Source organism: Phycisphaerae bacterium (assembly GCA_035384605.1).
Taxonomy (GTDB): Bacteria; Planctomycetota; Phycisphaerae; order UBA1845; family PWPN01; genus JAUCQB01.
Map to the genome: position 1 here is coordinate 33,989 of DAOOIV010000018.1, position 14,711 is coordinate 48,699.

A 14,711-nucleotide genomic window follows, 5' to 3' on the forward strand; every position below is an offset into this window, starting at 1 on the left:
GAGGAATCGGGGCATCGAGCATCAGCAGGAGCGCACGACCTCTTCGACCACGTTCAGTCCCTCGCGCAAGGCCTCTTCGTCGATCAACAGGGGCGGATTGAGCTTGATGGCGCAACCCCCGACGCCGACCGGCGCGAACAAGAGCACACCCTTGCACACACAATTCCAGACGACCTCCCACGCCCAGTCCGGCATCGGCTCGGTGGTGCCGGGCCTGGTGAACTGAAGCGCGCCGACCAGCCCGATCGAGTCGACGTGGCCGATGCGACCCTTGGAAGCATCTTTGATCCGGCGGACGGCCTCGGCCATCACCGGTGCGAGTCGGGCGGCATTCTCAACCAGTTTTTCTCGCCGGATGACCTGAAGGTTAGCCAGGGCGGCTGCTGCACAAATCGGATTGGCCGAGTGCGTGCTGGTCATTTCGCCCGGACCGTACAGGTTCATGAGTTCGTCGGTGCCGAGCACGGCCGCAACCGGCATTCCACCGGCAATGCCCTTTCCGCAAGCGGCCAGATCGGGCACGATGCCTAAATGCGAGAAGCCGAAGGGGGCACCGGTTCGCCCGAAACCGGCCTGGACCTCGTCGAAGATCATCACGGCCTTGTACTTGTCGCACCACGCTCGGAGTGCTTGTGCGTAATGAGGCGGCATCAGGGTGGCGTTGCAGCCTTGGTAGGTCTCGCTCATCACGCCGCAGACGCGGTTCGGGTCGACGCCCTTTGCCTTCAACGCGGCCTCAAAGACGGCAAAGCTGGTGTCTTTCTGGCGGAAGCCGTCGGGGAAAGGCACCTGCACGAAGCAAGGATCGTCGCCGCCGAGCCACGCTTTGAGGGCAGAGGATCCGCCCGCCAACTGTGCGCCCATCGTGCGGCCGTGGAAGGCGTAGTCAAACGAGACCAAGATGTTCTTGTGCTTGCCGCCCACCTGCAGTCCTTGCGTGCGGGCCAGCTTGATGCAGCATTCACAAGCTTCTGAGCCGGTTGTCAGGAGGAACACGCGTTTGAGGGGCGGGGGCAGCCAACTGGTCAATTCCTCAACCAGCTTGTACCGCACGTCGGTAGGGAAGCAGTAGGCATGATACAAGCCCTGGTCGGCCATGTCCTTGATTGCTTTGACGATGTCCGGGTGGGCGTGGCCGCATGAGGTCACCAATACGCCGGAGGAGAAATCGATCCAACGATTGCCGTAGGGGTCGCGGACCGTGGCACCCTCGCCGCCGTCCCAGATGACCGGAGGCTGGCCACCCATGCTGCGAGGTTCCATCTCACGCAGGCGTTTCAGAAAAGGCACGGAGTCGGGAACCGGGATCGGCGTGCGGATCATGCGGTATTTCGTATGAACAAGCTCAACCTCACGCGGCTGAAGGGGAAATTCCTTTGTTGCCATTTCTACGGATTACTCCTTCGATGAAATCTGATCGGGTGAGTACTCACGAAACGCGACGCCGGGTCTGCTGCCGTATCGGATCAGGACCTCGCGGCCGTCGGCAAGGATGCTCTTGCGTGCCGCTTCGATGACCAATTCGTTGTAACTGCTGTTGGCGGGGGTGGCCATGATTCCTTCGCGATCAAGTTGTGCGACGAGTGATCGGCGTTCCTCCAGGCCGGCGATCTGCGAAGCCTGGCAGCAGGCCTCGATGATGTACTCGACGCTGCGGTGGCCGTAGCCGACGGGGGTAAGGCCCGGTCCGCCGGTATCGAGCAACTGGAAGTAGTCGGGGTTCGGCTCGGCATAGGCTGTGTCGCCGGGCTCAGTGCCGGCGGAGGTGTAGTGATAGATCACACCGCGGTAGGCGTCGGAATGCTCCAAGAGTGTCGCGTCGGTTTTGCCTTGACCCCACATTGTCAGCCCCTGGGCGTTGCCGCCCGCGGCGCCGGATGGATAGCCGATGGCGTTGGCGATGCTGAGGATGGCGCCGTTGTCCCAGCGGACGCGGCCGTCGGTCCAGAGGAAGCCCTGGTTGCCGTTGGGATAGCGATCGCGGATGCCACACACGCTGACCGACACGGGCTTGAGTCCGGTGATGAACGCGACGAGGTCCACGTAGTGGCAGCCCACGTAAGTGAACATGTCGGTGTTTTCGCAGGTACACCAGTTCTGGAAGTTGGAGTCGCGGTAGTAGTAGGGCTCGTGCAGAAACGCCTGGCCGAGCCGGAACTCACCGAGTCGGCCGGCGCGGTAAGCCTGCCTGGCCATCAGGCTGCGGTGATCAAATCGCTTGTGGTATTCGATTCCGACGACCAGGCCGCGTTCGTGCGATCGGCGAATGATGTCCTCGGCATGATCGTACCGAAGGACCAGCGGTTTGACCGTGCAGACGTGGAGATCGTTTTCAAGGGCTTCGCAGATCATCGGGTAATGGATGTGGTCGGGTGTTGCGACGACGGCGATGCTGTTGGGCGGGGCCGCCCCGAGCACTTCTCGATAGAGTTCCGGGTGGACTGAATCGGCCGGCACTTCGTCCGGGTCGGGATGGGCGATGAATCGCTGGCCCGGAAACGCTCGGGCGAGTGTCGGCGATGATCTCAGTTCGGCGATGTGGGCGGGAAGGTGAGCGCAGACGTGGATTTCGCCGATGCGCCCCGTTCGCTGCATGTGGAACAGCGTCGGCAGGATTTGGATCCTGACGATCATGCCTGCCCCGATGACGGTGACTTGCGGTGCAGCCATTGCGGTTATCTCGCCCAGCCCTCGCGCTTGCCGGCGTTGTGCCATCCGTTGCCTTGGGGATGCAACAGGTTTCCGGTTGCGCGGAGCCCGCTTGTCTTTTTGCGCCGGCCGGACCGTTCCAGCCCCGTCATGCCGTCGATCAAACCTTTCAGGACTGCGGGAATCCAGTGGGGCAGATCAGGTTCTCGGCAGGCTTCTATTGCCTGTGGTTCTTCGTCGGCAGGTTGCGGACAGACCTGTCGACGGGCATGATCCGGCCAAGATAATAGGATTCCGGGGCCGGAATTGTCAACGTTTCCGGAGGCGTCTGAGGAAGGCCTTTGCCCAAAGGAAGCGGCGTGCCCGGCGAGCCAGGCGGCTGCGCCCGTTGGCCGCCTTGATCGGCTTTGCTGCCGGGAGGAGAAGTTGCTGTGAGTCGGACCTCAGGGAGTCCGGCGATCAATCGCATACCATTTTTCGATGGGCGCGTCTTCCGTCAGGGGGATGGCCTGTCGATTTGTCGGGTCATTTGATACGATGGTCGTTCGCTGGTGGAGGTGTATCGCATGGATTCGCAGAGAAGCCGGACTGTCGGTCGGAGGCTCGTGCTGAGCCGCGTTTTTCTGGCGGTGGTGGTTCTGGATGTCGCCGCTGTGTCCGCCGGCCAGGCCGACGAAGCGGCCGAGAGGCTTCTGGCCGGGGCGTATGCCGTTGACATCACTCCCACGGATCTGCCGGTCATCGTCAACGGCGGTTTCCTGGAGCGAACGGCGGACAAGGTGTACGACCGCCTTTATGCCAAATGCCTGATGCTGGCCGGCGGGAGGGAGCGAGTGGCCATTGTGGTCGTGGACAGTTGTGTGCTACCTCGCGAGCTGCTTGACGAGGCGAAGGAACTTGCGTCCAGGGTGACCGGCATCGCGACCGACCGGATGATGATCTCGGCGACGCACACGCACAGTGCGCCGTCGGCCATGGGTTGCTTGGGGAGCGACGCGGACAGGGCTTATGCGGCGAAGCTGCCGGGGTGGATCGCCGAGTGCATCATCGGGGCCGCCGACAGGCTTGCATCGGCGAAGATCGGCTGGGCGACGGTCAATGATCCGGAGCACACGCACTGTCGCCGGTGGATCCGACGGCCGGACAAGATCGGGCTGGATCCATTCGGCGAGCCGACCGTTCGGGCGATGATGCACCCGGGGCCGAACAATCCCGACTATGAAGGGCCGTCCGGGCCGGTGGATTGTGAAGTCAGTGTGGTGTCCGTGCAATCGGTCGACGGTCGGCCGTTGGCATTGCTGGCGAATTACTCGATGCACTACGCGGGAGCGCCGGCGGTTTCGGCGGACTATTACGGCCAGTTTGCCGAGAGGATGACCGACCTGCTTGGGGCACGCGAGGTCAAGCCGCCGCTGGTGGTGATGATGTCGCAGGGCACCAGCGGCGATCAATGGTGGGGGGATTACCGCAAGCCGCTGGCGAAGCACGATTATCACACGATTGCCGAAGCGCTTTCGGGGATTGTGTTAGAGGCCTATCGCGGCATTCGTTATCAGGAGTCGGTCTCACTGAGGATGATCGAGAGAAAGCTGACTCTGGGGGTTCGTCAGCCGGATCAGAAACGGCTGGAGGCCGCCAGGCTCGTTGTGGCCGGAATGCAGGGTCGCAAGCCGAAGGATCAGAAGGAGGTCTACGCTCGCGAGCAGGTATTCCTGTCGGAGCGTCCCAGCCGCGAGTTGAAGCTTCAAGTGATCAGGATCGGCGATCTGGGAATCACCGCGACTCCGTGCGAGGTGTTCGGCCTGACGGGTTTAAGAATCAAGGCTCAAAGTCCTCTGCGGCCGACCTTCAACATCACGCTGGCGAACGGCGAGGAGGGTTACATTCCGCCGCCGGCGCAGCACGCGCTGGGCGGTTACACGACCTGGCCGGCGCGGACGGCGCAGCTCGAGGTTGACGCCGAGCCGAAGATCGTGGAAGCGCTGTTGTCGATGCTGGAGGAAGTCGGGGGTCGGTCTCGGCGGGCCGTTGACCAGCGGCCGGACCCGTCGGATGCCCGTGCGCAGGCGGTCCTGGCCTCGAAGCCGGCGGCCTGGTGGCCGATGAGCGAGTTTGACGGGCCAACGGCGGCCGACATCTCGGGTCGCAATCACCATGCAACATATAAAGGTGGTTTTTCATTCTATTTAGAAGGGCCTGTTTTTGAGGCCCGGTCAACCAACGGCCCATCGAATCCGTGCGTCCATTTTGCGGGCGGTCAGATGACGGCCCGGGTGAAGGGGATCGCCGATCGCTACACGCTTGAGATGTGGTTCTGCAACTACATGCCTGCGGATGGGCGGGCGACGACGGGGCACCTTTTCTGTCGTTTGGGGAAGGAGGCGGGTGGCAAGGCGGTCGAGCTTCTGTCGATCGGCGGCACCGGAGGCGCGTCGGGGCGGCTGGTCTTTCGGGGCGGTGAGGGGGGCTCGCAGGCGGTGAGCGGAAGGACGGAAATCGAAGCGCGGACCTGGAACCATGTTGTGATGGTGCGGGACGGCAGCACGGTGAACGTGTACCTGAACGGCAGGGCCGTTCCGGATATCGCGACGCGGATCACCGCCGCGCCAGCGACCGGCGAGGAGATCATGATAGGGGCCAGCCCGGGCGATCATGACAGCTTCGAAGGCCGGATTGACGAGGTGGTTCTCTACGATCGTGTTCTGTCGGTTGATGAGCTCCGGCAGCATTGGCGTGAGCCAGTTCGGCCACCGGAATCGGAGGGTTCGAGATAGGTCGATGGTGTTGCCGCCAAGTCTCGCTTCGGTATCGATTATCTTGCCTGGTTTTCCCAGCTTTCCTAAGTTTGGGTTCTTTTCGCTCTGCGGGCAGCGCTGGGCGGAGACTGCAGGGTGGGTACTCGAATAAGCGAGGGTTCTCTATTTTAACATTGGGTTCCTTTGGCGCTTCGCACCTCGACGGGTTTGGAGCTCGGCGTGGAGTGGGAGCAGGGGCGCGAGTGATGAAGGCGGAGCGAACGGGTCAGTCTTCGGTTTTCAAAGAGCGCGCGGCGTGTCCAGGTGCCCGGACGGGAGGATAACACGCGGGGTGTTCCGGAAGAGAAGCACCGTCGTGACCACACGGCGCGCCTGAGCGCCGACAGCAGAGGGGTGGATAACACGTGGGGCGATCCGGAGGAGAAGAGTGGCCCACCCCCGTTCGATGATACGGAGTCTGGGCGCCTGGTGCGGTCTGGGCGAGATCAGAACACCAGTACGGGCTCGGTGTCGACGGGCAGCCAGTCGACCTTCCTGGCGCGGGAGATGGGTGGCAGGCTGACGGTGACCGCGTATTTGACGCCGATTTCGCAGCCGCGTTTGGCGGCCAGGCCGGTGTAGTAGTGCAGATAGTTGAAGGAGATCTCGCCGCGGAGCAACTGGTGCTCGCGGCAGGCGCCGACCCAGGTGTCGAATACCTCGGACACGTCAATCCAGAGGTTCGGCTGGTAGTCCTCCAGGTCCTCCCAGTTTTCCAGGTAGTACAGGCCGCGGATCAGATGTGCCGGCTCGGCTCGCTTGATGCCCGGCAGGGCGGCGAGAAAGCCGCCTTCCATGACGATGTTGTAGGTTGCGCGGTGGTCGCGATGGAAGGAACCCCGCCAGTGAGTCAGGATGATATCCGGCCTGAGCTGCCGGATGAGATCGCACATTTCGTGGATGGTTTTTTCGTCGGATTGCAGTTGCCCATCGGGATGGTCGAGCACGATGCAGTCGGCGGCGCCCATATGGCGGGCGGCGGCCTCGGCTTCGCGGATTCGCTGTTTGGCATATTCGAGGTGGTCCATCCGCGGGTTACCCTTTTCGCCGGCGGTCATGTGCAGAATGGTCGCGCGGTGCCCGGCGGCCGCGTACTTGCTGATGAGCAGCCCGGCGGTGATCTCCGCATCGCCGATATGTGCCCCGACCGCCAGAATGTGTTTCTTGTCGCTCATGATGGTATCTCCGGTCCGAATTTGCTCCCCCGCCTTCGCAGGAGGGCTCTCCGAGCCCGGTTCGCGGTCTTGACGAGCCGGCAGGTTTATCCCGCCGGTCCGGAACCACGGGGGTAAACCCCGTGGCTCGTCAAGATCGCGGTCGGAGACCGCTCCTGCGTCCGCCCGTACCACTCCCAGATACCCGTGAACGCAAACCAGCCGACGCTGATGCCGATGGCCCATTTCCAGAGCCCCGGCCACGACTTGAGCCCGATCCACGGGCCGCGCACATCTTCGACGGTATGGACAGTCAGATTGACCAGGCGTGCGGGGTCGGGCGGCGGCTCGAAGCGGCTGAGGATCAGCGTTGCAGCGAGCGCGTATGCGAACGAGAAGAAACCGCGATAAGCGAAGTTCCAGTCACTCCAGAGATGCAGCCCCACGGCCAGCGGGATTGCCGTGATCATGGCGATGAATGCGGCCCTGGCCGTGGCTCTGCGGGAGAAGACGCCCACGATGTAGAGCGCCACGACGACGCCGAGCACGTCACCGAAGAAGTCCTGGACGAAGGTGACGGCCGATCGTGCCCGCATGGCGACGGGGACGAGACTCAGTGAGAGCGCCATTGCGACGGCTTCCAGCACTCGGGTGACCAGCTTGACCTGCTGCATGTTCGCGGTGGGTCGCAGGAATCGCAGGTAGATGTCCTGGGTAATCAGGGTGCCGGACGCGGTGAGGAGGCCGTCGGCGGACGACAGCAGCGCGGCCATCATGCCCGCCACGAGCAGGCCTCGGACGCCGGTGGGGAACATGGTGAGCATGACTTCCATGAAAGCCTGATCGGCCGGCAAGCCCGGATGCAACTTGCGCATGGCTGTCCCGACGGCGAATGTCAGGAAACAGGCGATATTGGCGAGTACGGCGAGAAGGAGCAGGCTCTTCTGGGCGTCCTGTTCGGTCCGCGAGGCAAGCAGGCGCTGGACCATACCGAAATTGCAGGCAATCCAGGACAGACCTGCGACCGTTGCCCAAGCCAGGACCGCCGGTACTGGAAAAAACGTCTCGGATCGCAGGTCGAACTCCAGCGGCGGCACCATGCTTCCGATGGGCGTGCCGGCACTGCCCGGTACGTCGATGGCGGCCAAGGCTCCGAGGCCGCCGACCTCCGTCACCACGCGCCAGGCGACGACGATCAGCGTCACCAGCAGGATCGCACCCTGGTACACGTCCAGCGAGAGCACCGTGCGCAGCCCGCCGACGATCACGTAGAAGGTGCACACGACGGCGATGAGGGCGACGCTTAATGAAAGAGGCCAGTCCAACAACCTTGTCGTCAGCAGCGCGCCGAGATAGATCGCGCTTGCCAGGATGATCACCAGAATTACCGCCATCAGCACCGAGAACAATGCCCGGCACTGTGCGTTGAATCGGCGTTCCAGGTATTCGGGCGTGGTGACGATCCGCGTGCGCCAGTAGATAGGGACGAGGAACATGGCGGCGACCCAGCTCGTCAGCCAGATGTGGACGCCGGTCCATTGCGACACGTACATTCCCCAGATGAAGGCGATGCCGGCCATGCCCATGTACGTCGGGTCCACGGCGAATGCCAGGAGCGTCAGAGCGGTCTGATGCCACGAGAACGTCCGGCCGCCGGTGAGGAATTCGGATGTCTCGCGTCGGGCAAAGCGCCGGGCGAGCAGCGCGCCGGCCACGAAAACGGCGATGAAGTAACCGGCAACGATAATGGAGTCGAGATACCTGCTCATGGCTGACATTGAGTCCGGCGTGGCTGCGCGAACGCAGTCACAACTCCTTCACAAAGATGCAGTAGCGTCGCGTCGCGGTCAGGCCGAAGCGTCCGTAGAAGCGTGCGGCATCGTCCTCGGCCCAGTTGAACCATACCGTCCGCCCGTCGGCCTCGCGGATCTTCTGAACGGCTTCGACAAAAAGCTTGGCTCCGATACGGCGGTTTCGGTACTCCGCCCGGACGCCGAACGGCCCGAAATGCTCGCCTTCCCACTGGCAGTAACCGACGATCCGTCCGTCGGCGGTGGCGACCAGAACTTCGTGGAGAAGCCCGGCACGGATCTTGGCCCGTGCGGCGGTGTTCCAATCACCAGGGAAAGCCTCAGAAAGGAAGGTAAAGAAGTCCGGAACCTGCTCAGGGTGCAGGGTACTGATCCGGACGTCCTTGCCGGTTTCCCAAGCCTGCCGACGGTACTCATCGATGTCGAAATTGACCACTTCGCGGGACATGGCTACGGAGCCGCGGTGGACGCGGAAGCCGGCTTTGGCGAACAACGCCAACCCACCCGGATAATCGTCCTTGTCAACGCCGGGGAAGACATATCCGGGTGCTGAACCGCTGTTGCCGCAAACCCAAATTCGCCGGCGGCCGTGTTTGCGGAACCAAGCCAAGGCTGATTCCAGCAGTGCAAAGCCGATGCCATGGCGCCGGCACGGGGGATCGACCGCGACGACGGGGATCCAACCCAGCTCGGGTTCAAGGCCTGCCCGATCGTTAGGCATTCGGCGGATGATGGCCCGCAGAAAGCCGACCAAGCGGTCGTCCTGCAAGGCCACAAAGAAGCCGGAGTCATCTCCCGGCCAGTAATCGGGATCGGCCAGGGCCCACCGGACGAATCGTCCTTCGGTCATGGGATCTTTTTTAAGAGCCCGGTTCCAGACGGCCAGCACCTCTTTCAGGTCCATACCCGTGAACGGCCTTATCGTCATCTTGCTCATGCGGCCTCGCTGCAATGATGTGATCCGGATCTCCCAATCCCCCCAGCCGGGGTCGTTGGCAGTATCACCGCCGGCCAGATTGGCCGCAAGTCTGGGGATGGGCATGTCCGGTTTGGGATTCCCGTTCTCCGTTGGTCGTGATCGAGGGAGCGGGTAGACTGGAGTGAACGCGGGGCCGATGCGAACGGCTTGATTGGCCGGAGGATGGGATTCGTGTTCAGCGGCGTGGCTCATGCCTGGCAGCGGGCTCTGTCTCGTGATCCAGGGGTTGGGCTGCGATTGCCGCGGCCTGTGAGAACGGGTGTGAGACTGGCAGGGCACGGTCGGAGCCGCCGCAAGCGGCGCAGACCTGCCGCTCCAGGTTCGGACAATGCGGGAGGTCTCGGTCGCTGTGGCCTCGACGCTGTCCTGCCGTATGCTCCGGTGGTTTTCGCACATGTTCTGGGAACGATATGAAGTGGGTCTTTTTGGGCATTCTCGGTGTCCTGATCGCCTGGTCGCTGCTGGCCTACGCGATGATGCCCGACGCATCGCGGGACGGCCGGACGGTTCTGACGTGGGTCAGTGATGACAACCCGGCCCGCCGCGGCAGTATTCGTCTTTTCGAGCAGCTCAATCCAGACTTGCGGCTTCTCCTGGACCCGGCCAACACCACGTTGGAGAAGATCATCGTTCAGTGCAAGGGAGGCGTGGGGGGCGACGTGTTCAACTGCTACGGCCGCTGGCAACTGGTCGATTTTGTGCGGGCCGGCGTTTTGCAGCCGATCGACGAGGAGGCCGCACGGCTGGGGTTTGATGTTGCGAAGACCTGGCCCGAGGTGCTGGATGAGATTTCAATCGAGGCATTCAACCCGGCCGCCGGCCGATATGAGCGTCATCAATACACCTTCCCGCTCAACGTGAACGCCAACGTGATGTTCTTCAACAAGCGGATCTTTGACGAGGTCGGCGAGCCGTACCCGACGAGTGATTGGGACTGGAACGAGTGTTTGCGAGTGGCCAAGAAGCTGGTGAAACGCGACCGGCACGGGCGGATCACGCGTTACGGGCTGGGGACGTATGAGATGCATGAGACGGTGGGGTTGGTCTGGCAGTTTGGCGGATCGTTTTTCGACCCGACGCTCACGTATTGCACGTTGGATTCGTCGGAGGCCATCGAGGCGATGAGGTTTCTGCATCGGATGCTGGTGGTTGACGAGGTGATGCCGTCGGTGGCCGAGCGGAACGCGATCGGCACGCAAGGCGGGTGGGGATCGAGCGTGATCGACCTGTTCTGCACGGAAAGAATCGCGATGCTTCGCATGGGCCGATGGGGGATGATCAAGTTTCGCACGCAGCCGAACCTTCGGGGAAATATCGGAGCCGTATTGCTGCCACACATGCGGAGCGGAGCCGATGAGATCAGGGCGCTCAGCGTAGGTATCAATCCGAAAAGTCCGAACAAGAACGAGGCCCTGCGATTCCTTCAGTTTCTTGCTTCGGACGAGTTCAGTTGGCAGGTGGTCGAGTCGGCAGATGCGTTGCCGCCCTCGCCGAAGGTGGGGCAGGATGAGCGGTTCCTCAAGGACGCCGCGCACCCGGAAGAGGATTTCAATCACCTGTTCATCGAAGCGATCAGGCGGGGCCGGAGCAATCATTTCCCGCCGTTCATTCAGACGACGCGGGTGGAGCGGATATTCAACCGGCACTTGGCGGTGATGAGCGACCGCAAGACGACCCCGGAACAGATGTGCCGGGCTCTGACGGACGAGATCAACGAGGAAATGCGGGTCAGTCTGACCCGCTACGCTTCGATGCGCGAGGAATACAAGCGGCGAACGGGGCGAGATTTCGACCCGGCCGACTATCCGCCGAAGGGGGACCGCCCTTCTGCGGGCCGCAACCCAAGCGCACCGGGATCCAGAAACGCGCACGCAAGGCGCACAGATGAACGGCCGTAAGGTCTTAAGGGGGCACCGCTAATGGGGTTGCGGCTGTCACGTCGATCACGGCGGGACTTCGGGTGGGCGATGCTCTTCCTCCTGCCGAACATCATGGGTTTTGCGGTGTTCGTGGCCGCACCGGTCGTGTTCAGCCTGGTGATGGCGTTCACCAACTGGGACCTGGCCCAGCGGGAGCCGTTTGGCTTTGTGGGGTTTGAGAACTTCGAGCGATTGTTCTTCGGGCCTGAGGCAAAGGACTTCCGCAAAGCTTTCGGGACGACCCTTTACTTCATGTTGGGCATGCCGGTGTCCATTGTCGGTTCGCTGGTGCTGGCGGTACTGCTGAGCGATCCGATCTACCTGGGTTCGCGACGAGTACGCCGGTTGTTGATTGGGGCGAGCCTTGCAGCAACGTGCGCGGGATTGATGGTATGTGCGGGCACGGGACGGGCCACGACAGGGCTGGCCCTGGCGATCATCGGAGCCAGCGCGGCCGTAGCCACGGTCTTCAACCGGGTTGGCCTCCGCACGCTGTTTTACGTGCCGTTCTTCACGGCCGGCGTCGCGCAGTACATTTTGTGGAAGCTGATGTTCCGGCCGGATTCGGGGCCGATCAACGCGTCCTTGCGAGTCCTCTTTGCCGTACTTGGCCTGGACATTGAACCACCCAACTGGCTTGGTAGTACGGCCAATCTCTGGTGCCTGGATCCGCAGACGGGGCTGCCGGCCGCGGGGCATTTCGGTCTCGGCGCTCGCGACGCGATCGTGATCATGGGCATCTGGGCCACGGTCGGCGGCAACAACATGCTGCTTTACCTGGCGGGGTTGGCGAACGTGCCGCAGGATTTGTATGAAGCGGCGATGATCGACGGCGCCGAGCGATGGAAGAGCTTCCGGCATGTTTCCTGGCCGCAACTGGCGCCCACGACGTTTTTCATCGTGATCATGAGCATCATCGGCGGGTTACAAGGGGGGTTTGAGCAAGCCAAGATCATGACCGAGGGCAACCCGGCGGAAACAACGATCAGCCTTGGTTTCTACATCTACCTGACGGGCTTCGCCGATTTTCGGCTGGGGCTGGCCTCGGCGATTGCTTGGACGATGTTTGTGATGATTCTGGCGGTGACGCTGGTTCAGTGGCGGTTCGGAAGCCGCCAGATCAACATTTGAGGGAGACATGAATTCAACTTCGATCGGCGTGCTTGCGGAGGATCCACTGGCTCGCAAAGCCGGCAGCGGGGCCGTGCAGGGGCGGTCGCCGGGGTGGATGGTTCTCAGGACGATCCTGTTGATCGGTCTGGCCTCTTCAATGACGGTGCCGTTTGTGTGGATGTTGCTGGCGAGCTTCAAGCCGCCGCACGAGGCCGACAGGCCGGAGTTCCTGCCGGAGCAGTGGAAGTGGGAGAACTACCCCATCGTGCTGGGACTCACGCCCGATAGCAGGGGTGAAAAGCTGCCGATCCGCTTTGGCCGGTGGTATTTCAACAGCCTGTTCGTCGCTTCGTGGGTGACCTTCCTGCAGGTAGTGACCAGTGCGATGGCGGCGTACGCGTTTGCGCGGCTGAAGTGGCGAGGCAGGGACGTGGTTTTCCTGGCCTATCTGGCCACGGTGATGGTTCCGGCGGTGGTCTTGCTGATTCCCAACTATTACATCATGTTTCGGCTGGGGCTGCTGGATTCGTACCTTGGGCTGATCCTTCCGGCGGCGTTCAGTGCCTTTGGCACCTTCCTGCTTCGCCAGTTCATGCTGAACATACCGACCAGTCTGGATGAAGCGGCCGAGATTGATGGGGCGAGCCGGTGGCAGGTTTTTGTCGAAGTGATTTTACCTCTTTCGCGGCCGGGACTTATCGTTTTGGCGATCATGACCTTCCTGGGCAACTATGCGTCGTTTTTCTGGCCGTTGGTGATGGTCAAGAGCGATCACTTGCGGACGTTGCCGGTGGGTATGATGTGGTTTGAGAACCTTGGCGGCGCGGGGTATGGCCGACAGACGGAACTTATGATGGCAGCGACAGTTATGAACATTGTGCCGCTGATGGTGCTGTTTGTCGTGCTGCAGCGGTACCTGGTGCGCGGGATTCAGCTTGGCGCGGTGAAAGGCTGACGATATCCGGACCCTTCAGTTCGGTCATGTGCCTGCCGATGCTGAGGGCATATGTCACGACCGAAACGCTCACAATCTCGCGTGAAGCCCGCGGTGAAGGTTCCATTGCATCAGCGATGGTGGCGGACCGCCCTGATTGCCGCGCTCCTTGCAGGCGGCCTGTATGCCTTGTTGGGACCGCGTGGTGCGAAGTCCGGACAGCACGCGCTGACCGTGTTTGTCGGTGCTTATCTGACGGTTTGGTTCTGCAACCCGGCCGGTTTTTTCCGTCGGATGTCGTGGGTTGCCCTTCTGATGGTCGGCGGAGTGGTGTTCATCTACTTGTTGCATACCAAGGGCTACTTTGGGCCGCACGCGTCGGCGGCCTTCGTCATCTCGAACGCGGTCTGGCTGATAGGGATCTTGAGCGGGGCGGCGCTGTTCTTTGCCGTCATCGAGTATCTTCAACACCGCAGCCCGTCAGATCTGGATGCGGTGGGAGATGAGATACCCGAGCCCGAGTCTTTCTCAAGGGGCCGGCGGAAGGATGATGAGTTGCCGCGGTTTCGGCCGCCGACTCCGTTCAAACGCAGGGAGCGGGTTCCGGACCAGGAAACGTTGGCGAAGATTGCAGAGCGTTATGCCTCGATGACGGCAACCTCCGAGGAGCCGCGGTTGACCGTGCGAATGCTGCGGTCTGAGCGGGATCGGCTGATCGATCGGCTGGATGCGGCCCTGGCTCGTGCGGACGGACTCGCTCGGAGCGGCGATGCCGAGGCGAAGGCGGCGGCAGAGGCCGCGCGAAGTCGACTGGATGTTGAGCCGCTGCAGCGGTTTCTGGCTGCCGAGGCCGAGCGTCGAGGCTGCAAGACTCGCGAGGACGCAACCGCCTACGTGGCTTTCTGCCGCGAAATTGCGGGTGTGGCGGAAATGCGGGGCGACTGGGAAACCGCCCGGCAGCATCTTGAGCAGGTTATCCGTTTGGTGCCGGAGGACGTGGACGCATATTGTCGGCTGGGGCGTGCCTGCCTGATGCTCAACAAGCTGGTTGATGCCGAGGAGGCTTACCAGAAGATCCTGATGTTGTCTTCTGAGGACGAATGGCGGGCGATGGCGTTTACGAACATGGGCACGGTGCAGCTTTTGTCCGGCTCGATGGAGGAGGCCGAGCGGGTTTTCAACCGGGCGCTGGAAATTGATGAGCGGATGGGGGACGTGGAGGGCATGGCTGCGAATTATGCCAATCTGGGCCATGTCTGCCGAAGGCGGGGCAATCTGGGGAAGGCTGAGAAGATGTTCAGCGCGGCGCTGGAGATCGACGAAGGGCTGGAACTGTCATTGGTCCGCTGAGGGGGCT

Annotated in this window: 10 protein-coding genes; 5 read left to right on the forward strand and 5 right to left on the reverse strand. The window is 62.3% G+C overall.

Annotation, left to right across the window (positions count from 1 at the left end; translation table 11 throughout):
* Positions 1-21: 21 nt before the first annotated feature.
* Together PLL20_06655 and PLL20_06660 are read right to left on the reverse strand one after the other, a co-directional pair.
* Positions 22-1,386, reverse strand: coding sequence for an aspartate aminotransferase family protein (locus PLL20_06655; protein HPD29656.1), 1,365 nt, complete (start codon positions 1,384-1,386; stop codon positions 22-24).
* Positions 1,387-1,395: 9 nt separating this feature from the next.
* A complete protein-coding gene (locus tag PLL20_06660) occupies positions 1,396-2,670 on the reverse strand; it encodes a Gfo/Idh/MocA family oxidoreductase (GenBank protein HPD29657.1) in 1,275 nt (424 codons plus the stop codon).
* Between the two features lie 545 nt (positions 2,671-3,215).
* On the opposite strand from PLL20_06660, the gene PLL20_06665 reads away from it, so the two are divergent.
* Positions 3,216-5,423 carry a LamG domain-containing protein gene (locus PLL20_06665; GenBank protein HPD29658.1) on the forward strand — a complete coding sequence of 736 codons (2,208 nt, stop codon included), beginning with the start codon at positions 3,216-3,218 and terminating at the stop codon, positions 5,421-5,423.
* Between the two features lie 467 nt (positions 5,424-5,890).
* Here PLL20_06665 and PLL20_06670 read toward each other — a convergent pair whose 3' ends face one another.
* The 3 genes from PLL20_06670 to PLL20_06680 all read right to left on the reverse strand — a co-directional run bounded on the left by PLL20_06670 (position 5,891) and on the right by PLL20_06680 (position 9,451).
* Complete coding sequence (locus PLL20_06670) at positions 5,891-6,619, reverse strand: PIG-L family deacetylase (protein HPD29659.1); 729 nt, start codon at positions 6,617-6,619, stop codon at positions 5,891-5,893.
* A gap of 86 nt (positions 6,620-6,705) precedes the next feature.
* Positions 6,706-8,367 carry a sodium/solute symporter gene (locus PLL20_06675; protein HPD29660.1) on the reverse strand — a complete coding sequence of 554 codons (1,662 nt, stop codon included), beginning with the start codon at positions 8,365-8,367 and terminating at the stop codon, positions 6,706-6,708.
* A gap of 37 nt (positions 8,368-8,404) precedes the next feature.
* On the reverse strand, positions 8,405-9,451 hold the full coding sequence (locus PLL20_06680; protein ID HPD29661.1) for a GNAT family N-acetyltransferase: 1,047 nt from the start codon (positions 9,449-9,451) through the stop codon (positions 8,405-8,407).
* A 347-nt stretch (positions 9,452-9,798) separates the two neighbouring features.
* Here PLL20_06680 and PLL20_06685 point away from each other — a divergent pair, with 347 nt between their 5' ends.
* From PLL20_06685 to PLL20_06700, 4 genes are all read left to right on the forward strand, one after another.
* Entirely contained in the window at positions 9,799-11,286 is a 1,488-nt protein-coding gene (locus PLL20_06685) for an extracellular solute-binding protein (protein ID HPD29662.1), read from the forward strand.
* Positions 11,287-11,307: 21 nt separating this feature from the next.
* Positions 11,308-12,438, forward strand: coding sequence for a sugar ABC transporter permease (locus PLL20_06690; GenBank protein ID HPD29663.1), 1,131 nt, complete (start codon positions 11,308-11,310; stop codon positions 12,436-12,438).
* Between the two features lie 7 nt (positions 12,439-12,445).
* Positions 12,446-13,375, forward strand: a complete 930-nt coding sequence (locus PLL20_06695) for a carbohydrate ABC transporter permease (GenBank protein HPD29664.1) — start codon at positions 12,446-12,448, stop codon at positions 13,373-13,375.
* Between the two features lie 93 nt (positions 13,376-13,468).
* Complete coding sequence (locus PLL20_06700) at positions 13,469-14,704, forward strand: tetratricopeptide repeat protein (protein ID HPD29665.1); 1,236 nt, start codon at positions 13,469-13,471, stop codon at positions 14,702-14,704.
* Positions 14,705-14,711 lie beyond the last annotated feature (7 nt).